Raw genomic sequence first — 18,984 nt, forward strand, 5'->3', positions numbered from 1 at the left:
GGGCAGGCGGCGCGATTCCATCGTAGTTCTCCGAGTGAACGAGGTTTGGCATCCGCAATGTGTTGCAGATGTACGCAAATCGTCACACTACGCGGATTGCCGGGCAGCGGCAAGTTGGGCCTTGCGGTAGTGGGGGTAAGCCTTTTGGCTGACGACGGGCGGGGGCGGCTACGTGGGATGGCAACGGGAGTTTGCAAGCGCCGGTGCCCGGCCTTTGTAAAAAACACACGGGCGGCAGGCTGCAGGACCCCAGCCGTATCAGGGCTGGGCGGAATGGCACCGATTTTGCCTCAGCAGTAAAAGCCGCCCCCGCACGCAGCGGGGCGCGGGACCATTCGAACGATGACGAAGGAGTCCCCTCATGTCTGACAAGCAACCGTTCCTGACGGACATCAAGACCATTCGCGAGCGTGCCCGCCAACACATCGACGACGGCGCGGTGACCGCTGGGTACGATGCGGAACGCGACACCGTGATCAAGCTGCTGAACGAGGCGCTGGCCACGGAGATCGTGTGCACGCTGCGTTATCGCCGCCATTACTTCATGGCCAAGGGGCCGAATTCGAAGAGCGTGGCGGAAGAATTCCTGGCGCACTCCAACGAAGAGCAGGGCCATGCCGACCAGATCGCCGAGCGCATCGTGCAACTGGGCGGGGAGCCCGACCTGTCGCCCGATGGGCTGGCGTCGCGCAGCCACGCCGAATATGTGGAAGGCACGTCACTCACCGACATGATCAAGGAAAACCTGGTGGCCGAACGGATCGCCATCGACACCTATCGCGAGATCGTGCAGTACATCGGCCAGAAAGACCCCACGTCGCGCCGGCTGATGGAGAGCATCCTGGCCGTCGAGGAAGAACACGCGGACGAGATGCTTGATTTGCTGTCGTCGCATCCCGAAGACGACAGCAAACACTAGGCACTGGCCGGCGGCGCCTTGGCGGGCGCCGATGCCGGCGGGAATGCCCATAGAAAAGGGGGCGTGTCTGCACGCCCCCTCTTGCCTTGTTGCGTGGCCGCCAGCCGGCCGCCAGGGTTCAGTTCACCGGCTGCGGCGCCGGGAACTGGTACCGGCCGCTGAGCACATCATGGCGCGGACGGTACATCCGCACCGTGTAGTTCCATCCGTCCACGATAGGCAGGCAGTTGGCCGTATTGGCCTCGCAGCCGCCGAACTGGATCGTGATGCCGCCGTCCGCATCCCGCTTTGCCGTGAGGTTGTTCAGCGTATAGGCGCCGGCCGGGTTCTTCTCGAAGTAGCCCTTGGCGTTGTAGACGCTGACCGACCAGAAGCCATCCACCGGCACGTCCTTCACATGCAGCCGGTAGACGGTCTTGCCGTCGTTCTTCGGCGGCGTCACATTCAGGTAGGTGGCGTCCTTGTCGGGATTGCCGCCCCAGCCCGCGGCCGTGCCGAGCAGGTGCCGGACGGGATCGACCTCGCCCTTCTTGCCGAAGGCGCCCTTGAAGTCGGGCAGGGTGGACTGCAGCACCAGGATGGCGTCGCGCACCTTCTTCTGGCTGGCGGCGTCCCAGTCCGGCAACTGCAGCGTGCCCGGCGCCTTCTGGCTGACCTGGATGGCGTCCTGCAGCGCGTGGACCTGTTTGATGTCGTCGGGGCTGGCGGGGTCCACCAGGGTGCGGATGCCCACCACCACGTAGCGCGTGCCCACGTTCTCGCGCGTCAGCACATGCTTGCCAGCGCCGTAGTACACGGCCGGCACGTAGTGGTCTTCGTTGATGACCTGCATCGACATGAACCGCTTGCCCGGATTGGGCATGGTGATGGTCACCGGGCCTGCGTCGAGGTCAAACACGCCGGACGAATAGAGCGTGTCGCGGTTCAGGCGGATCACGGTCTGGTGGTCGATCGACGCGGGTTCGCGCCGGTGCAGCAGCTTGCCCACGCCGCCCTGCTTTGCCAGGCCGGCCAGGTACATGTCCGATTCGGCGCGCACGAAGTTGTCGGCGGTGACCGGCACCGGGGTGCCTTCGACGCCGGGTTTGTCCTGCGCATGGGCCATGCCGGCACCTGCAACGGCCGCCACCGCGATGGCGTTGACCACTTTGACGATCTGCGTCTTTTCCACGGGCTCACCTTTGTCAAGGAAGCGTGGCCGGAGGGCCACATCGCGGGCCAGTATGCCGCAAGGCAACCCCTGTGGAAGCACCTTGCGAAATGAGTCAGATCGCGCGTCGAAACCGTTTAACTGACCCGGAGGCGGCCTGGCGCGCCCGCGCTCAGACCTTTCCGGCCGCGGCGCTACGCAGGGTGTCGAGCAGTGCGGCGATGACGCGGTCCTCGGCCGGCGCCACGCGTGACACGAACGAGATCTGCCGCGAAGGTGGCGTGTCGCCCAGCGTCATGACGCGCACCGGAAATGCCTCAAGCAGATAAGGGTCGGGCTGAGGCAGCACGGACACGCCCAGCCCGCGCGACGCCATGGCCACGATGGCCGGAATCGACAGCAGCTCGATGCGCGAGCGCGCGTCGGGCGCCGTGCGGCGCACGAAATCCGCGGCCACCGACCCGGCAATGGTCGATGTATCGAAGCGGATCCACTCGTAGGCCTTCAGCAGCGCCTTCGCGGTGCGGCCCGCCGAATCCAGAGGTGCCACCAGCACGCACGGTTCGCGGAACAGCGGTGCCCAGCGCACCCGGGCCGAGGCGCCCGATTCCGGCTGGGCCACCACGGCGGCGTCGATGGTGCCAGAGCGCAGCGCGTCCACGAGCGCGGTGGAGCGGCCGCGTTCCAGCCGCACGTCCAGGTTGGGATAACGCTCGCGCACCAGCGCCGTGAACGGCGGCAGCAGCGTCACCTGCATCGGTTCGATGATGCCCAGCGTGACCTTGCCCTCCACCACGGGCGCGGAGCGGCGGCGCAGCGACTCCATTGCATGCATCGCGCCGTCCAGCGTGGCGCTGACCTCCAGCGCGAACGGCGTGGGCCGCACCTGCAAGGCAGAGCGGTCGAACAGCGGCTGGCCGAAGTAGGTCTCCAGCTGTTTCATCTGCAGGCTGACCGCGCTGGGCGACAGGCTCATCTCGGCCGCCGCGCCGGCGAAGCTGCCGCAGCGCAGGACCGCCGCCAGCGTCTGGAAGCACTCGACCTTCATGAGTTTTTCTCACCGATAGGTTTAAAAACGTCACTTTATCTCAATCGACGGCATGGCTACGATGCTTGGCAGACGGCGCCGATCGACAGGTGCCGCACCGCACAATATCTGGAGACAACGCCGTGATGCCGCACCGTCCGCGCCTGCGCACCCTTGCCGCCGCTTTTTCCACCGCATCCACCGTCGCCCTGGGCATGGCCGGCGCCGCGCTTGCCCCGGCCGCCGCGCAGGCGGCCGAGCCGGTGGTGCCGAAGACGATCCGCATGGTGGTGCCGTTCCCGCCCAGCGGCAGCAACGACGTGTTTGCGCGCCTGGTCAGCGAGAAGCTGTCGAAGAAGCTCGGCATCACGGCCATCGTCGACAACAAGCCGGGCGCGGGCGGCGCCATCGGGGCCGAATTCGTGGCGCGCTCCGCGCCCGACGGTGCGACGCTGCTGGTGACGTCGTCCACGTTGACCGCCAATGCCGCCGTGCAGCCGAAGACCAGCTACGACGTGAACAGGAGCTTCGCGCCCGTGGCGATGCTGGCCAGCGGCCCGATGGTGCTGGCCGTGTCCGACAAGTCGCCATACAAGACCGTGGCCGACCTGATTGCCGCCGCGAAGAAGGAAAAGGGTGCGATCAACTACGGGTCGGCCGGTATCGGATCGATCAACCAGATGTCCAGCGAACTGCTGGCCGGCGACGCCGGTATCGAGTTTACGCACGTGCCGTACAAGGGCATCTCGAATGCGCTGACCGACCTGATTGCCGGGCAGGTGCAGTTCGTGATCGCCAGCTTCCCGTCGGTGGCCACGCAGGTCAAGGGCGGCAAGGTGCGCGCGCTGGCCGTGACGTCGCCGGCGCGCTCGCGCTTTGCGCCGCAGTGGCCGTCGGTGGCCGAGACCGTGCCGAACTATGCCGCCGAACTCTGGTGGGGCGTGTTCGCGCCGGCTGGCACGCCGCAGCCGCTGGTGGACAAGCTCAACGCAGAGATCCGCGACATCATCGCCACGCCCGAAATGCGCGAAATCTTCTCGCGCGAAGGGGCCGAGCCATCCGCGATGACCGCGCCCCAGTTCGCCGAGCATATCCGCCGCGACAGCGCGCGCTGGAAGCAGGTGGCCAAGGCCCGCAACATCACCGCCGAATAATTCACAGAGTCTTCCCATGTTCAGGCAGCAAGCCTTGGCGCCCGACGCCACCGGACCGCTCGACGGCATCCGCATCCTCGATCTCTCCCGCCTGGTGGCGGGCAACACGCTGACGATGGCGCTGGCCGACCTGGGCGCCGATGTGCTGAAGGTGGAACCGGCCAGCGGCGACACGCTGCGCGACTGGAAGGTCAAGGATGTGTCCACCGCCTGGAAGGCCTACTGCCGCAACAAGCGCAGCCTGTGCCTGAACTTCCGGGCCGAAGGCGCCATCGGCGTGATTCTGGATCTCGTGTCTCACGCCGACGTGTTCGTCGAAAGCTTCAAGCCGGGCACGCTCGAAACCATGGGCCTGGGCCCCGACGTGCTGATGGCGCGCAACCCCAGGCTGGTGATCGTGCGCGTATCGGGTTGGGGCCAGGACGGCCCGTATTCGCATCGTCCCGGCTTCGGCACGCTGGTCGAAGGCATGTCGGGGTTTGCGTCGATGAACGGCTTTGCCGATCGCGAGCCGGTGCTGCCGCCGATCTACCTGGGCGACATGACCGCCGGCCTGTACGGCGCCATCGGCGTGCTCAGCGCCGTGCGCAACGTGGAAGTGCGCGGCGGCGTGGGCCAGGTGATCGACCTGCCGCTGCTCGACCCGATCTTCGCCATCCTGGGCGCGCAGGCGGCCAACTACCGGCTGACCGGCAAGGTCAAGCCGCGCACCGGCAGCCGGTCCACCAACAGCGCGCCGCGCAATGCCTACCAGACCGCCGATGGCAAATGGGTGTGCCTGTCGGCGTCCACGCAGGCCATGACCGAACGGCTGTTCCGCGCCATCGGCCGGCCGGCGCTGATTACCGATCCGCGTTTCGCCACCAATGCCGAACGCGTGAAGCACGCCGCGCTGCTGGACGGCATCATCGGCGAATTCCTGGGCACGATGACCCAGCCCGATTGCGTGGCGTTCTTCGACAAGGCCGGCGTGACGATTGGGCCGATCTACGACATCTCCGACATCGAGCACGACCCGCACTTCCATGCACGCGACATCGTGGTGGAGATTCCCGACGCCGAGATGGGCCAGATTCCGGTTCACAACATCTCGCCGCGCCTGGGCGGCACGCCGGGCGCCTTCCGGCGCGCGGCACCGGCGCTGGGCGAGCATTCGGTCGAAGCCCTGCGCGCGGCCGGGCTGGATGACGCCCGTATCGCCGCACTGCAGGCGGCCGGCGTGGTGATCGATGCCGGCGACGCCGGCAAGGACCAATGATGGCGGCGAACCCGCGCTGGAAGCAGCGTCCGCAAGGATCCAACTGGGGCGACTTCGGTCCCGACGACCAGCTTGGCCGGCTCAACCTGATCGGCCCCGCGCAGGTGCTGGCCGCCGTGCGCGAAGTGCGCCAGGGGCTGACGTTCTCGCTGAGCCTGCCGCTCGACGTGCCGCGTGCCGGCGTGCTGAATCCGCGCCGGCGCCCGCCCGTGCTGCATCCCTCCGAGAAGGACGGCCAGCGCGTGTTCAATCGCCCGATGGCGGGCGATGTGCCGGGCGCCACCGACGTGATCAGCGACGACCACGTCACGCTGTCGCCGCAATATTCCACGCAGTGGGACGCGCTGGGCCATGTGAACTGCCTGTTCGATGCCGATGGCGACGGCCAGGCCGAAACGGTGGGGTACAACGGCTACTCGGTGGGCAGCGGCAGCGCGGCCGATGGCACGTTCATCGGCGCGCAGGCGCTGTCGGTGGCCCCGATGGCGGCGCGCGGCATCCAGGGGCGCGGCACGCTGGTGGACCTGCACCGGCATTTCGGCCCGGCGCGGCGCGCGGTGGGCTATGACGACCTGATGCGCGTGATCGAGGCGGATGGCGTGGACGTGCAGCGCGGCGACATCCTCTGCGTGCATACCGGGCTGGCCGACATGGCGCTGCAACTCTCCGCGGCCGACGATCATGCGGGGCTGCGGCATGCCTGCGCGGTGCTGGACGGCACCGACGCACGGCTGCTGCGCTGGATCGACGAAGCGGGCATCGCCGCCATCGCCGCCGACAACCACGCGGTGGAGGAGCGCCGCCACGCACTGCCGCCCGGCACCACCGGGCCGCTGCTGCCGCTGCACGAACTCTGCCTGGTCAAGCTGGGCATCCCGCTGGGCGAGATGTGGCACCTGACGCCACTGGCCGCATGGCTGCACCAGGCGGGGCGGGCCTCGTTCCTGCTGACCGCCCCGCCGATGCACCTGCCGCGCGCGGTGGGATCGCCGGCCAACCCGATGGCCACGGTCTGACGACCGCACGACTTCACGACATCAGGAGACCCATCCATGCATTCGACCTGCCGCAAACTGCTGGTCGCAGTGGCCGCCTGCGCGCCGCTGCTGGCCGCCGCAGCCTATCCCGACCGCCCGATCCGCATGATCGTGCCGTACTCCGCCGGTGGCGGCGCCGACAACACCGCGCGTGTGATCGCGCAGCGCATGAGCGCGTCGATGGGTCAGCAGGTGGTGATCGACAACCGCCCCGGCGCGGCCGGCGTGATCGGCGAGGAAGCGGTGGCCAAGGCCACGCCCGACGGCTACACGGTGCTGTACGACGCATCGGCGTTCGCGGTGAATCCGAGCCTGCGCAGGATGTCGTTCGATCCGCTCAAGGATCTGGTGCCGATCTCGCTGGTGGCCACGGCGGCCAACATCCTCGTGGTACCGCCCAACGCGCCGTACCGGACGGTCAAGGAATTCATCGCCTATGCCAAGGCCAACCCCGGCAAGCTGACGTTCGCGTCGGCCGGCTCGGGCAGCGGGTCGCACCTGGCCGGCGAACTGCTCAACGCCAAGGCCGGCATCGACCTGTTGCACGTGCCGTACAAGGGTGGTGCGCCGGCACTGACCGACGTGATGGGCAACCAGGTGTCGGCGTACTTCGGCAACGTGGCATCCACGCTCAACTATGCGAAAGGCGGCAAGCTCAAGGCGCTGGCGGTGACGTCGCTCAAGCGCAACCCGGGGCTGCCCGATGTGCCGACGCTGGCCGAAAGCGGCCTGCCCGATTTCGAGGTGCTGGAGTGGAATGGCGTGTGGGTGCCCAGGGGCACGCCCCCAGAGGTGGTGGCGCGGCTGGCGAAGGAAGTGCAGGGCGCCGTGGCCGACCCGCAAGTGCAGGACAAGTTGCGCCAGATGGGGCTGGAGCCGGTGGGCAACTCGCCGCAGCAGTTCGGCAAGTTCGTGCAGGGCGAGGCCGTGCGCTGGGGGGCGCTGGTCAAGCAGCGCAGCATCCGGGCGGAATGAAGATGAGGGCGATCATGCGCAGCAAACTGTTTGTACCGGGATCGCGCCCGGAGCTGTTCGACAAGGCGCTGGCCAGCGCGGCCGACGCGCTGTCGTTCGACCTGGAAGACGCCGTGGCCGAGCCGCGCAAGGCCGAGGCCCGCGCCACGCTGCAGGACCTGCTGGCGTCGGGCCGCACGGCCGCATCGGGCAAGACGCTGATCGTGCGCGTGAACGCGCCGGACACCGCCCACTTCGCGCCGGATATTGCCGCCGTGGTACGCAACGGGCTGCATCTGGTCAACGTGCCCAAGGTGGAAGACGTCGAGCAGGTGCACCTGGCGGCCAAGGCGGTGGCGCTGGCCGAGGCCGCCAACGGCGTGACCACGCCGGTGAAGCTGCTGCTCAATATCGAATCGCCGCGCGGGCTGCGCCGCGCGCATGAACTGGCCGCCGCCGATCCGCGCGTGGCGGGCCTGCAGCTGGGCTATGCCGACCTGTTCGAGCCGGCAGGCATCCATCGGCGCGAAACACTGGCCGTGGCGCAGACCATGTATCAGATGCGCATGGCCGCCGCCGAAGCCGGCGTGTTTGCCTATGACGCGGCCTTCGCGGACGTCAAGGATGCCGATGGCTACCGTGCCGAGGCCGAACTGGCGCGCCGGCTCGGGTATCTGGGCAAGAGCTGCATCCATCCGAGCCAGATCGCGCTGGCCAACGAAGTCTTCCAGCCGACCGCCGCCGAAATCGACGCCGCGCAGCGGATCGTGGCTGCCGCCGACGAGGCCGACGCGAGCGGCGTGGGCGCCTATCTGGTCGACGGCAAGATGGTGGACCGGCCGTTCGTGGAGCGCGCCCGCGCCGTGCTGGCCCAGGCGCGGACCATGGGCTGGGCCGGCTGAAGCGCGCTTACCGCGCCGGGGTGCCCGGCTGGCAGTTCTTGATGTAGCCCGTCACGCGCCCCTGGCTCAGCATCGGCCGAAAGTCTCCGGCGCTGCGGATTTCTACGTCGGTGCCCTGGCGGGCGGCGCGCAGGTTGATGAGGTACGAGTAGCCGGCGTCGGCCCGGTGGCCGTAGCCCACGCGCACGTCGACCTTGCCCGGTTCGGGATAGGCCAGCACGTTCGCGTCGTCGCCGAGCTTCTGCTTCAGGCAGACGACGATGTCGCCCACGCTGGCGTCGGAATGGAACGGCTTGCCGTCCTGCGATTCAAGGTATTCCACAGAGCTGCCGCTGGCGCAGGCCGCCAGCAGCGGGCTGACGATCGCCGCGATCAGCAGTGGCCGGATTCCGATCATTGAAGGTTTCATAAGAAGTGGTCTGGAAAATCTGCCCCGCGATGCTGCCATGCGCGGCGCCCCGGGTCAAAACGCCACGCGTTGGCCCCCCCATCCTTCCCGCAAGAAAAATATTACCCGGATGTAATTGACTGCCTGGATATTATCCGGGTAATATCGACTCCCATCACAACGGCGTCGGGAGACCCCATGGAAGACAACGAATCTTGTACCGCCTTTGCTGGCGAGCGGCGGCTGGCGTCCGGCAAGCCGGTGGACGTGGCGCTGGCCGTGGCGGCCGCCCTGCGTGCCGATCCGCATCAATCGATTCTGGCGTTTGGCGATACCACGGGCCGGCAGCTGGATTTCGACCTGCGCGGCAGCGATGCCGACATTGCCGCACGGCTGGCGCCGCCGGCTGCCGATGACGGCCCGGCCAGGAAGGGCGCGGGGCGGCCGAAGCTGGGGGTCGTGGCGCGTGAGGTCACGCTGCTGCCGCGCCATTGGGAATGGCTGGGCGAGCAGCCGGGCGGGGCGTCGGTGACGCTGCGCAAGCTGGTGGACGCCGCGCGCAAGGGCCAGGGGGCCGACGCCGGTTTGGCCGCCGGCCGTGCCAAGGCCGCGGCGGACCGGTTCATGTCGACGATGCTCGGCAACCAGCCCGGCTACGAGGAGGCATCCCGCGCGCTGTACGGCGGCGACCGGGACCGCTTCGTGGCGCTGTCCCAGGCGTGGCCCGCCGACCTGCGCGACCACGCCCGCAAGCTGGCCGCGCCGGCCTTCGGCGACGATCAGCCGAACGTGAACGCGTAGGCCTGGGCACCCGGGTCGAGGAAGCGGATCTCGAACGTGTGTTCGCCCACTTCGCCGGCCTGGCGCACCAGCTGGTAGAGCCGCGTGGCGGTGATCGCCCCGTTGCCGTTGGCGTCGATATCGGCGCCATGGCTGTCGCCCGGCGCCTTGCCGTCGATGGTCACCACGAAGCGCACGGCGCGTCCGTTGGCGGCGGGCCCCAGCACCAGGTGCAGGTCGCGGGCCTGGAAGCGGTAGCGGATGCTGCCGTCGGCGCGTTCCACGGTGGCGAATTCCGGTCCGACCGTCCATTGGCCGGCCAGCCCCCACTGGTTCAGGCGCAGCTTGCCGTCCACGGCGTAATTGCGCGGTGCATCCGCACGGATGCCGCCCGGCGAAGCGAAGTTCGACGCCTGGTTGTAGCCCACATAGGTCTCGCCGGAGCGGACGTTGCGCAGGTCGGGCGCGGCCTGCGCGCCCGTGGCATCGGGCACCACCACATCGCGCGACGCAGACGGCTGGCCGGCCTCGGCCAGCAGGGTCTGGATCACGCGCTCGGATTGGGCGTAGTCGCCTTCGCCGAACTGGTGGTGGCGGATAGTGCCGCGCGCATCGACAAAATACGCCGCCGGCCAGTAGTTGTTGTGGAAGGCGCGCCAGATGGCGTAGTCGCTGTCCACGGCCACCGGAAAGCCGATCCGGAAGTCGCCGATGGCACGGCGCACGTTGTCCGGCTTCTTCTCGAAGGCGAACTCGGGCGTGTGCACGCCGATGACCTGCAGGCCCGGATACTTGTCAGCCCAGGCGCGCAGGTAGGGCAGCGTGCGGATGCAGTTGATGCACGAGTACGTCCAGAAATAGACCAGCGTGACCTTGCCTTGCAACTGCTGGCGCGTGATGGGCGCACCGTTCGGCGTGTTGAACCACTGGACCGCGCCATCGAGCGGCGGCAACTGGCCTTCGGCCGGCAGGCGGCTGCCGAAGCCGTAACCGGTGTCGTTGGCGGCCAGCAGCATGCCCGCGCTGGCGCCGGCGTTGCCTGCGGCAGCGGTCGTGGACGCATCTTCGTGGCTGGCCTGCGGGGCCGGCGCCGATGCGTTGTGCAGCCGGTCGATCAATGCCTGTTCCAGCCGGGCCGGGCTGCCGATGGACAGCCGCGCCAGGAAGCCGGTATCGGCGCCGATGGCGATGGCGGCCACGCCGCCCAGCACGCCCATGCCCAGGCCGCGACGCAGCCATTCGCCGGTCCCCATCGACCGCTTCATCGCCGCGAACAGGCGGCCGCCCAGCCCAAGCGCGGCGGCCAGCGACGTGGCCGCACCGGCCGCGTATGCCACCAGCAGCAGCGAGCTTTGCACGCTGGCGCCCTGCAGTGCGGCCGTGGTCAGCACGATGCCCAGGATGGGGCCGGCACAGGGTGCCCACAGCATGCCCGTGGCCACCCCGAGCAGCAGCGATGCCCACGGCGACGCGGCGCCGGCCGTGCCATCGCCGGCCAGCCGGTTGCCCAGCGCCACCACGGGCCGCGTCAGCGCATCGGCCAGGCGGGGCACCAGCAGCGACACCCCGAACATCGCCAGCAGGACGAGCGCGGCATGGCGGCCGTATTCGTTGGCGCGCACCGCCCAGGCGCCGCCCACCGACGCCAGCGTGGCCACCGCCGCAAAGGTCAGCGCCATGCCGGCCAGCATCGGGAGCCGCCCGCGCAGGAACGGCTGGCCGCTGCCGCTCAGCACGAACGGCAGCACGGGCAGGATGCACGGGCTCAGGATGGTCAGGGCACCACCCAGGTAGGCAAGGATCAGCAGCGTCATGGTCGGGTTCCTTTCGGCAAGGATGAGAGGCCAGCCATCTGGCATGCCCCAATGAGACGCCCGTGATCTACCGTAAATGTGTCGCCAACCGGCAAAGTTGTATGGCTTTGTGGGCCGGCTGCCGCCAGATACATTGCGATACACGCGACGGCGCCCGCGCCCATACAATGCCGCCAACGGACTGATTGTTCACATTTTTCCTAAAAATAGATTGCCCAGGGGTGAAGCTGATGGAATCGCATGTCGACCATGTCCTGATCGTCGATGACGACCGGGAGATCCGTGAGTTGGTATCCACTTACCTGACCAAGAATGGCCTGCGGGTGACCATGGCGCCGGACGGCCGCCACATGCGCCAGTTCCTGGACGGCAACACGGTCGACCTGATCGTGCTGGACGTGATGCTGCCGGGTGACGATGGCCTGGTGCTGTGCCGCGAACTGCGCGCGGGCAAGCACAAGACCACGCCGATCCTGATGCTGACCGCCCGCGACGACGAGACCGACCGCATCATCGGCCTGGAAATGGGCGCCGACGACTACCTGACCAAGCCGTTCGCCGCGCGCGAGCTGCTGGCGCGCATCAAGGCCGTGCTGCGCCGCACCCGGATGCTGCCGCCCAACCTGCAGATCACCGAGGCCGGGCAGATGCTGGCCTTCGGCGACTGGCAGCTGGACACCACCGCGCGCCACCTGATCGACAACGAAGGCACCATCGTCGCGCTGAGCGGGGCGGAATATCGGCTGCTGCGCGTCTTCGTGGACCACCCGCAGCGCGTGCTGAACCGCGACCAGCTGCTGAACCTGACGCAGGGCCGCGAAGCCGACATGTTCGAGCGGTCGGTGGACCTGCTGGTCAGCCGCCTGCGCCAGCGCCTGAAGGACGACGCGCGTGAGCCGGCCTATATCAAGACGGTGCGCAGCGAGGGCTATGTGTTCTCGATGCCCGTGGAGATTACGGAGGCACGTCAGTGAGCACTCACCGCTGGCGCTGGCCCCATACCATGGGATCGCGCCTGTTCCTGATCCTGCTGGCGGGCATGATCGTCGCGCACCTGATGTCGTTTGCCGTGCTGTTTTCGGAGCGGTACATGTCGGCGCGGCAGGTCATGCTGGGCACGCTGGAGACCGACGTGGCGACGTCGGTGGCGATCCTGGACCGGATTCCCGCCGCCGAGCGCCCGCAGTGGCTGCCGCGCGTGAACCGTGGCAACTACCAGTACATCCTGGGGCCAGGATCGCCGGGGGTGCCGGAGATGACCCAGCGCGGGCGCGACATCGCCGAGCGGATCATGGAAGCCACCGGCACGCACTATCCGGTCACGGTGGAGTCGATTCCGGGGGACGGCAAGCAGCTGCAGGCGCATCTGACGCTGAGCGACGGCAGCCCGCTGACCATCGACGTGCACCCGCGCATGACGCCCATCGCCCAGTGGCTGCCCTATGTGCTGGTGCTGCAGTTGCTGCTGCTGATCCTGTGCTGCTGGTTCGCCGTGCGCCTGTCGATCCGCCCGCTGGTGGCGCTGGCCGACGCCGCCGACGCGCTCAACCCGAATACCCGGTCGCAGCCGCTGGACGAGCACGGGCCCACGGAATTGGCGCAGGCGGCGCGGGCGTTCAATGCCATGCGCGACCGCATCGCGCAATTTGTCGAGGAGCGCGTGCAGATCCTCGCCGCCATCTCGCATGACCTGCAGACCCCCATCACGCGGATGAAGCTGCGCGCGGAGCTGGCCGAGGATTCCGAGGAAAAGCGCAAGCTGGTCAACGACCTGGCGGAAATCCAGACGCTGGTGCGCGAAGGGCTGGCGTACGCGCGCAGTTCGGGCGGCGACGGCGAGGAGGCGTCGAAGATCGACCTGGGGTCGTTTGTCGAAAGCCTGGTCTACGACTACCAGGACACCGGCAAGGACGTGTCGATCGGCGAGAACGCCGGCGGCGCCATCGTGACGCGCCGCAATGCGCTGCGGCGCGTGCTGACCAACCTGATCGACAACGCCATCAAATATGGCGGCGGGGCGGCCGAAGTGGGCGTCCACCGCGAACGTGACGCCGTGATCATATCGATCATGGACCGGGGCCCCGGCATCCCCGAAGACAAGCTCGAAGCCGTCTTGCAGCCGTTTGTCCGCCTGGAGGGCTCGCGCAACCGCGAGACCGGCGGCACCGGCCTGGGCCTGGCCATCGCCCACCAGCTCGCGGCGGCCATCGGCGGCTCGCTGACGCTGCGCAATCGCGAAGGCGGCGGCCTGGCTGCCGAAATCCGGCTTGGCTGAGGCTGTCTTGCGATAGTCTCCAGCGATTCGGTTTGCTCCCCTCTCCCGTCGGCGGAGAAGGGTCCAGGGATAGGGCGAGCGATCCAAATCGCACCGGGCAGGCCAGCAGCGCCTTGCCGCCCTCCCCCTCCAACATCTCTCTTTCTCCCTCCCTCCCGGGAGAGGGGCGTGCCGCAAGGCGCACCTCCGCGGTTCTTCCCCTCCCCGTAGTGCTCGCCTCCCCGCAGGCTTCCTTGCTTTTTGTACGGCTTTGTATCAGGCCGCCGCGACGATACGTGCCCTGACACAACGGCCGCCAATTCGCTACGGGCGCGATACGTGGGCCGCCTTAAATACGGTCCATGGCAGCGCGACGCACAAACGACAGCGAAAACGCTGCCACGGCATCCACCGAATCGACCGCATACCACTGAAAAGGAAACCATCATGTCCAAGAACCTCACCAAGCGCCTTGTTCTCGCCGTTGCCCTGGTTGCCGCCGCTGCTGGCGCACAGGCTTCCGTTGTCGGGGCCCGCGATGTGTACGCCGACGGCGCCCGCGCCGTACAGGGTGCACGCGACGTGTTCAGCGAAGGCGCCCGCTCGGCCGCCGACGCCCGCGACCCGTACACCGAAGGCGCCCGCACGGTGCAGGAATCGCGCAGCCCGTACACCGACGGCGCCCGCACGGTGGCAAGCCTGTCGTTCCGCTCGGCCGATCCGTTCAGCGACGGCGCGCGTTCGGTACAGGACCAGCGCAGCCCGTACACCGACGGTGCCCATTCGGTGCAGGAACCGCGCAGCCCCTACTACGACGGCGCCCATACGGTAGCCGGCCTGGATCGCACCGGCGTGTCAGCCCCGCCGGCCCGCTCGGCCGATCCGTACCTGGACGGCGCCCGCTCGGTGCAAGACCAGCGTAGCCCGTTCTATGACGGCGCCCGCACGCTCGACCCGTACTACGAAGGCGCCCGCACGGTGGCCGGCATGGACCGCACCGGCGTGTCGGCCGATCCGGCACGCAGCGTCGATCCGTACCTGGATGGCGCCTACGCCTGAGCCCGGCCCACGCACCGTCGCCATCGAATCCGCTTTACCACAACCAACCACTGAACAAGACAAGGAATCCACCATGACCCGCATCGAAAACGTCCTGTACACCGGCAAGGTCCACATCACGTCCGGCGGCCGCAACGGATCGGCCCGCAGCGACGACGGCAAACTCGACATCGACCTGTCGTCGCCGGGCAGCAAGGGCAACGGCACCAACCCCGAGCAGCTGCTGGCCGCCGGCTGGTCTGCCTGCTTCATCGGCGCCATCGGCCTGGCCGCCGGCAAGCAGAAGATCAAGCTGCCGGAAGACCTGTCGGTCGATGCCGAAGTGGACCTTGGCACGGCCGGTGCGGAGTACCTGCTGCAGGCCCGGCTACGCGTGCATATCCCCGGCATCGAGCGCGAGGTGGCGCAGGCGCTGGTGGACACCGCCCACCGCACCTGCCCGTACTCGAAGGCCCTGCACGGCAACATCCATATCGAAACCGAACTGGTCTGACCAGTGCCCCATCGCGCCATCGCCCCGACGTCCGCCCTGCGGACGCGGGGCGAGCATCTTCCGGACAGAGGCCCCTGAATCATGCGTAACGTCATCCGCGCCATGCTCGCCGCCATCGGCATCGCGGCCATCTATACCTTCGGCACCGGCGCCATCGCCGAAATTCCAAAGGTTGGCGACCAGGGCGCCGCCCCCGAATTCGTGGGCATCAACAACTGGCTGAATTCCGAGCCACTCACGATGCAGCAACTGCGTGGCAAGGTGGTGCTGGTCGACTTCTGGACGTACGCCTGCGGCAACTGCGTGAACACGCTGCCGTATGTGAAACAGTGGTACGACAAGTACAAGGACCAGGGGCTAGTGGTGGTCGGCGTGCACACGCCGGAATTCCCGTTCGAAAAATCGACCGCGAACGTACAGGCGGCGCTGAAGCGGTACGACATCCGCTACCCGGTGGCGCAGGACAACATGTACGGCACATGGTCGGCCTATCGCAACCAGTACTGGCCCGCGCTCTACCTGATCGACGCCAATGGCCGCATCGTCTACCAGCACTACGGCGAAGGCCGCTACAAGGAAACCGAGGCGGCCATCCAGAAACTGCTGGCGGAACGCAAGGCGGCACAGCCTGGGTGAGCGCGCAGTCGTCGTGAAGGAATCAGCGTCCGAGCCTGTCTCGGAACCCGGAAAGGGCCTTGCTTCGCAGGGCCCTTTTCATTTGCGCGTAAATCGCAATCCGACGAATTCTGCGTGCGGTTGCGTCGGATTAGATCACCGCGAAATCGGTAGCTTTGTCGGCAGAAAGTCGGTGTAGCGTGCGTCGCACAGCAAACAGTGCGTGACGCGAACCGATGATCGATAAACACTTGCTTGGGTCTGCGGACGGTCTACCGGCAACGATGCCAGGCCGCCAGTCCTACCGCCTCGAAGTCCCCGCTGCGCCCACCGCCATCGCCCTGTCGGTGGTCTCGTTCAAGGCCGTCGAGACACTCGGCAAGCCTTACGAGGTCACCGTCCAGCTGACCCATCCGCTGGAACTGGACCGTGCCGACTACCTGAATCGTCCAGCCACCTTCGTCATCGACCCCGGCGATGGCAGCGAGCCGCGCCGCTTTGCGGGATGGATTCCGGCGTTCTCGAAGACTCGTCAGACGCGCGACTTCCATGGTTACGAGATGGTCGTGGAGCCGCTGGTGACGCGCCTGCGGCTGACGCCGCGCAGCCGTGTCTATCAGCACAAGACCGCACCGCAGATCATCGAGGCGATCCTGCGCAGCCACGACCTGGAAGGCCATCAATTCGCTTTTCGGCTACGGCGCGAGTATCCCGAGCACAAGTTCCGCCTGCAGTACCAGATGTCCGATTGGGACTACGTGCGCCTGCTGATGGAGCAGGAAGGCATGTATTGCTACTTCGCGCCGGGAAAATTTGGCGAAATTGTGGTGTTCGGGGACGACATCGACCACTACATCTATCAGCCGGAACTGCGGGTGCCCTATCGGGAGACGGCCGGGCTGGAGTCGGGCACCGAAGCCGTCTTTGCGATTCTTACCCATACGAGAACCGTCGCCAGATCGGTCCTGGCATCGGACTACAACCCCGCGCACGCCTACGAGCGGCTCAAGGCCGACGCCAACATTGCATACAAGGATCGGACAACTTATGGCGAGCCATACGTCCACGGCACCCATCATCTGGATATGGCTGGCGCGAAGTGGGAGGCGCTGCTGCGCCACGAGGCGGCCATCGCCAGCCAGGTCGTCTATCAGGGTGAAAGCAACGTGCTGGCGTTGCGCCCGGCGCGCATCCTGCGCATGGATGCGACGCTGCCCGATGCGCCGAACGGCCAGGTCATTACCGAAGTCATCCACACGGGCGCCCGCGATCAGGCTTATCGGAATACCTATCAGGCGATTCCGTCGGACCGGCGCTTCCGTCTGCCGGTCGACGACACGAAATGGCCACGCATCGCCGGCACGCTGAGCGGTCGCGTCACCTCGCCGGGCCAATACAAATATGCCTACCTGACGCAGGACGGCCATTACACCGTCCGCTTCGACCTCGACTTCGACGCATGGCCGACTGGCCAGGAAAGCGTACCGCTGCGGCTGGCCAAGCCGTTCGCCGGCGCCGTGCAGACCGGCTTCCACTTCCCGCTGCTGGAAGGCACCGAGGTCGCCATCGCCTTCCACGACGGCAACCCGAACCGTCCCTATATCGCCCACGCGCTGCACAACAGCCACAAGCCCGACCTGATCATCGGCCGGGACGGCTGGCAATCGCGCAACGTAATCCGGACGCAGCGCAACAACAAGCTGCGCTTTGAGGACTGGGAAGGGCACGAGGGGATCAAGCTGTCGACCGAGTACGGCGGCAAGTCGCAATTGAATCTCGGGTACCTGGTGGACCGCCAGATGAAGGAGCGGGGGCAGGGGTTCGAGTTGCGGACATCGCACTGGGGCGCGGTGCGGGCGGGCAAGGGGCTGTTTTTGTCGGCGGACGATCAGCCTGGGGCCGGTGGGGCGCAACTGGACATGCAACCTGCCTTGCGGCTGCTGACGATCGCACAGCAGCAAACGGAAGCGCTGGCCGAATCCGCCAGAGCGGCACAGGCACTCGTCGCTGATTGCGAGCGGCAGAAGGCGCTGCTCGGCGACACCCTCGACCAGCTGAAGGCTGCCGGCCTGCTTGCCAGTGCACCGGCGGGCATGGCGTTGGTCTCAGGCAAGGACCTGCAATTGACTGCCAACAATAATCTGATTGCTACTGCGGGGGGAAACGCAGATATCAGTGTGCTCAGGCAGTTCATGGTGGCCGCCGGGAACGGCATATCACTGTTCGCGCAACGCCTTGGAATGAGGCTGTTCGCCAGCAGGGGAAAGGTCGAGATCCAGGCTCAGTCCGACGAGATGCACCTGAGCGCGCTGAAGGACCTGAAGATCGCCAGTGTCGATGGCAAGCTGATTCTCTCCGCCGACAAAGAGGTGTTAATCGGCGCAGGCGGTTCGTACATTCGCATCACGCCGGAGCGGATCGAGAACGGCACGACTGGCGACATCGTCGAGAAGTGCGCCGCGTGGGACAAAGCCGGCCCCGCTTCCGTGCCACTTGAGGCCCAGCTCCCGACCGGACTACCCCCGACAAAGTTGTGGCTGGGCGCAGTCGCGTCGGCCATCAGTCGGCACAACCTTCCTGTGGGCATGCCATACACCGTGCTGGCCGACGGCGCTCCAGTGGGGAGCGGCGTCATCGATGATGATGCGCTGATCTCTATCGACCATCGGCCAGAGGTGCAGTCGTACGTGATCGCCTTGGCAAATGGCAGTACCTACGCCGTGCCCGTCGCAGAAGTCTATCGGGGCGACATGTCGAACGGAGAACTAGCCAATCAGGGCTTCCAGCTGCATGAGCGCGCTGTCGACGACGATGCGGATGCGGAAGACCGCGCACAGCATCGTGCCATATGCCACACCCTCACCGACAAGGAGCCGCCAGCATGAGTCGGAATCCCATCACGACCCCGATTGCGCTGTCGCGCACGCGCACTGCCACGATCGCCTTGAAGTGGTTTGTGGAACGTTCGGAATATGACCCGGCGCAATGCACGTTCAAGCCGCTTGTGAACGGCGAAGAGGCGTTCGGCGAGGTTTACGACGCCATCCTGGCCGCACGGCGTTCGGTGGACATCATCTGCTGGGGTTTCCAGCCCTCGATGTACTTCAAGCGCGGCCATGCGGATGTCATGACCATCGGCGAGTTGCTGGCGCACAAGGGCGCCCAAGGCGTGAAGGTTCG

General features: G+C 67.1%; 18 protein-coding genes. 14 read left to right on the forward strand and 4 right to left on the reverse strand.

Features of this window, described 5'->3' with window-relative positions:
• Positions 1-361: 361 nt before the first annotated feature.
• A complete protein-coding gene (locus tag AC3FJ6_RS25290; RefSeq protein ID WP_153946856.1) occupies positions 362-919 on the forward strand; it encodes a ferritin-like domain-containing protein in 558 nt (185 codons plus the stop codon).
• A 118-nt stretch (positions 920-1,037) separates the two neighbouring features.
• On the opposite strand, the gene AC3FJ6_RS25295 is transcribed toward AC3FJ6_RS25290, so the two are convergent.
• Entirely contained in the window at positions 1,038-2,024 is a 987-nt protein-coding gene (locus AC3FJ6_RS25295; RefSeq protein ID WP_488774232.1) for a DUF1254 domain-containing protein, read from the reverse strand.
• A 217-nt stretch (positions 2,025-2,241) separates the two neighbouring features.
• Complete coding sequence (locus tag AC3FJ6_RS25300) at positions 2,242-3,117, reverse strand: LysR family transcriptional regulator (RefSeq protein ID WP_488774216.1); 876 nt, start codon at positions 3,115-3,117, stop codon at positions 2,242-2,244.
• Positions 3,118-3,242: 125 nt separating this feature from the next.
• Here AC3FJ6_RS25300 and AC3FJ6_RS25305 point away from each other — a divergent pair, with 125 nt between their 5' ends.
• From AC3FJ6_RS25305 to AC3FJ6_RS25325, 5 genes are read left to right on the forward strand one after another with little or no spacing between them, the layout of a single operon-like run.
• Positions 3,243-4,250: a tripartite tricarboxylate transporter substrate binding protein gene (locus AC3FJ6_RS25305; RefSeq protein ID WP_488774217.1), complete on the forward strand. Its 1,008-nt coding sequence runs from the start codon at positions 3,243-3,245 to the stop codon at positions 4,248-4,250.
• Between the two features lie 16 nt (positions 4,251-4,266).
• Positions 4,267-5,508, forward strand: a complete 1,242-nt coding sequence (locus tag AC3FJ6_RS25310; protein WP_488774218.1) for a CaiB/BaiF CoA transferase family protein — start codon at positions 4,267-4,269, stop codon at positions 5,506-5,508.
• Complete coding sequence (locus tag AC3FJ6_RS25315; RefSeq protein WP_488774233.1) at positions 5,508-6,524, forward strand: cyclase family protein; 1,017 nt, start codon at positions 5,508-5,510, stop codon at positions 6,522-6,524. The genes AC3FJ6_RS25310 and AC3FJ6_RS25315 overlap by 1 nt, the downstream gene beginning before the upstream one ends.
• A 36-nt stretch (positions 6,525-6,560) precedes the next feature.
• Entirely contained in the window at positions 6,561-7,520 is a 960-nt protein-coding gene (locus AC3FJ6_RS25320) for a tripartite tricarboxylate transporter substrate binding protein (RefSeq protein ID WP_488774219.1), read from the forward strand.
• Positions 7,521-7,534: 14 nt separating this feature from the next.
• On the forward strand, positions 7,535-8,401 hold the full coding sequence (locus tag AC3FJ6_RS25325) for an HpcH/HpaI aldolase/citrate lyase family protein (RefSeq protein WP_488774220.1): 867 nt from the start codon (positions 7,535-7,537) through the stop codon (positions 8,399-8,401).
• A gap of 7 nt (positions 8,402-8,408) precedes the next feature.
• Here AC3FJ6_RS25325 and AC3FJ6_RS25330 read toward each other — a convergent pair whose 3' ends face one another.
• Positions 8,409-8,798 carry a hypothetical protein gene (locus AC3FJ6_RS25330; protein WP_488774221.1) on the reverse strand — a complete coding sequence of 130 codons (390 nt, stop codon included), beginning with the start codon at positions 8,796-8,798 and terminating at the stop codon, positions 8,409-8,411.
• A 189-nt stretch (positions 8,799-8,987) separates the two neighbouring features.
• Between AC3FJ6_RS25330 and AC3FJ6_RS25335 the strand changes: the two genes are divergently transcribed.
• The gene (locus AC3FJ6_RS25335) at positions 8,988-9,590 is read left to right on the forward strand and encodes a DUF2239 family protein (RefSeq protein ID WP_488774222.1); all 603 of its coding nucleotides are present in this window, start codon (positions 8,988-8,990) and stop codon (positions 9,588-9,590) included.
• Here AC3FJ6_RS25335 and AC3FJ6_RS25340 read toward each other — a convergent pair.
• Positions 9,569-11,383 carry a cytochrome c biogenesis protein DipZ gene (locus tag AC3FJ6_RS25340; RefSeq protein ID WP_488774223.1) on the reverse strand — a complete coding sequence of 605 codons (1,815 nt, stop codon included), beginning with the start codon at positions 11,381-11,383 and terminating at the stop codon, positions 9,569-9,571. The genes AC3FJ6_RS25335 and AC3FJ6_RS25340 overlap by 22 nt on opposite strands.
• Positions 11,384-11,613: 230 nt before the next feature.
• On the opposite strand from AC3FJ6_RS25340, the gene AC3FJ6_RS25345 reads away from it, so the two are divergent.
• From AC3FJ6_RS25345 to AC3FJ6_RS25375, 7 genes are all read left to right on the forward strand, one after another.
• Entirely contained in the window at positions 11,614-12,357 is a 744-nt protein-coding gene (locus tag AC3FJ6_RS25345; protein WP_153946865.1) for a response regulator, read from the forward strand.
• 29 nt (positions 12,358-12,386) lie between these two features.
• Positions 12,387-13,658 (forward strand): sensor histidine kinase, encoded by a 1,272-nt coding sequence (locus tag AC3FJ6_RS25350; protein WP_488774234.1) that lies wholly within the window; start codon positions 12,387-12,389, stop codon positions 13,656-13,658.
• A gap of 426 nt (positions 13,659-14,084) precedes the next feature.
• Positions 14,085-14,696 (forward strand): copper resistance protein CopQ, encoded by a 612-nt coding sequence (locus AC3FJ6_RS25355; RefSeq protein ID WP_488774224.1) that lies wholly within the window; start codon positions 14,085-14,087, stop codon positions 14,694-14,696.
• 73 nt (positions 14,697-14,769) lie between these two features.
• The gene (locus tag AC3FJ6_RS25360; protein WP_153946867.1) at positions 14,770-15,189 is read left to right on the forward strand and encodes an organic hydroperoxide resistance protein; all 420 of its coding nucleotides are present in this window, start codon (positions 14,770-14,772) and stop codon (positions 15,187-15,189) included.
• A gap of 81 nt (positions 15,190-15,270) precedes the next feature.
• On the forward strand, positions 15,271-15,825 hold the full coding sequence (locus tag AC3FJ6_RS25365; RefSeq protein WP_488774225.1) for a thioredoxin family protein: 555 nt from the start codon (positions 15,271-15,273) through the stop codon (positions 15,823-15,825).
• A gap of 215 nt (positions 15,826-16,040) precedes the next feature.
• Entirely contained in the window at positions 16,041-18,689 is a 2,649-nt protein-coding gene (locus AC3FJ6_RS25370) for a type VI secretion system Vgr family protein (protein ID WP_488774227.1), read from the forward strand.
• Positions 18,686-18,984, forward strand: a 299-nt coding sequence (locus AC3FJ6_RS25375) for a phospholipase D-like domain-containing protein (RefSeq protein WP_488774228.1), incomplete at its 3' end; no start/stop codon positions are given. The genes AC3FJ6_RS25370 and AC3FJ6_RS25375, both read left to right, overlap by 4 nt.

The organism is Cupriavidus sp. 94F1, from assembly GCF_057798875.1.

Excerpts from the sequence above, each read along its gene's own strand:
- AC3FJ6_RS25345 (WP_153946865.1), top strand. The coding sequence starts at position 11,614 with ATGGAATCGCATGTCGACCATGTCCTGATCGTCGATGACGACCGGGAG.
- AC3FJ6_RS25320 (WP_488774219.1), top strand. The coding sequence starts at position 6,561 with ATGCATTCGACCTGCCGCAAACTGCTGGTCGCAGTGGCCGCCTGCGCG.
- AC3FJ6_RS25340 (WP_488774223.1), bottom strand. The coding sequence starts at position 11,383 with ATGACGCTGCTGATCCTTGCCTACCTGGGTGGTGCCCTGACCATCCTG.
- AC3FJ6_RS25330 (WP_488774221.1), bottom strand. The coding sequence starts at position 8,798 with ATGATCGGAATCCGGCCACTGCTGATCGCGGCGATCGTCAGCCCGCTG.
- AC3FJ6_RS25315 (WP_488774233.1), top strand. The coding sequence starts at position 5,508 with ATGGCGGCGAACCCGCGCTGGAAGCAGCGTCCGCAAGGATCCAACTGG.
- AC3FJ6_RS25365 (WP_488774225.1), top strand. The coding sequence starts at position 15,271 with ATGCGTAACGTCATCCGCGCCATGCTCGCCGCCATCGGCATCGCGGCC.
- AC3FJ6_RS25335 (WP_488774222.1), top strand. The coding sequence starts at position 8,988 with ATGGAAGACAACGAATCTTGTACCGCCTTTGCTGGCGAGCGGCGGCTG.
- AC3FJ6_RS25370 (WP_488774227.1), top strand. The coding sequence starts at position 16,041 with ATGATCGATAAACACTTGCTTGGGTCTGCGGACGGTCTACCGGCAACG.
- AC3FJ6_RS25310 (WP_488774218.1), top strand. The coding sequence starts at position 4,267 with ATGTTCAGGCAGCAAGCCTTGGCGCCCGACGCCACCGGACCGCTCGAC.
- AC3FJ6_RS25290 (WP_153946856.1), top strand. The coding sequence starts at position 362 with ATGTCTGACAAGCAACCGTTCCTGACGGACATCAAGACCATTCGCGAG.
- AC3FJ6_RS25305 (WP_488774217.1), top strand. The coding sequence starts at position 3,243 with ATGCCGCACCGTCCGCGCCTGCGCACCCTTGCCGCCGCTTTTTCCACC.
- AC3FJ6_RS25350 (WP_488774234.1), top strand. The coding sequence starts at position 12,387 with ATGGGATCGCGCCTGTTCCTGATCCTGCTGGCGGGCATGATCGTCGCG.
- AC3FJ6_RS25300 (WP_488774216.1), bottom strand. The coding sequence starts at position 3,117 with ATGAAGGTCGAGTGCTTCCAGACGCTGGCGGCGGTCCTGCGCTGCGGC.
- AC3FJ6_RS25325 (WP_488774220.1), top strand. The coding sequence starts at position 7,535 with ATGCGCAGCAAACTGTTTGTACCGGGATCGCGCCCGGAGCTGTTCGAC.
- AC3FJ6_RS25360 (WP_153946867.1), top strand. The coding sequence starts at position 14,770 with ATGACCCGCATCGAAAACGTCCTGTACACCGGCAAGGTCCACATCACG.
- AC3FJ6_RS25355 (WP_488774224.1), top strand. The coding sequence starts at position 14,085 with ATGTCCAAGAACCTCACCAAGCGCCTTGTTCTCGCCGTTGCCCTGGTT.
- AC3FJ6_RS25295 (WP_488774232.1), bottom strand. The coding sequence starts at position 2,024 with ATGGCCCATGCGCAGGACAAACCCGGCGTCGAAGGCACCCCGGTGCCG.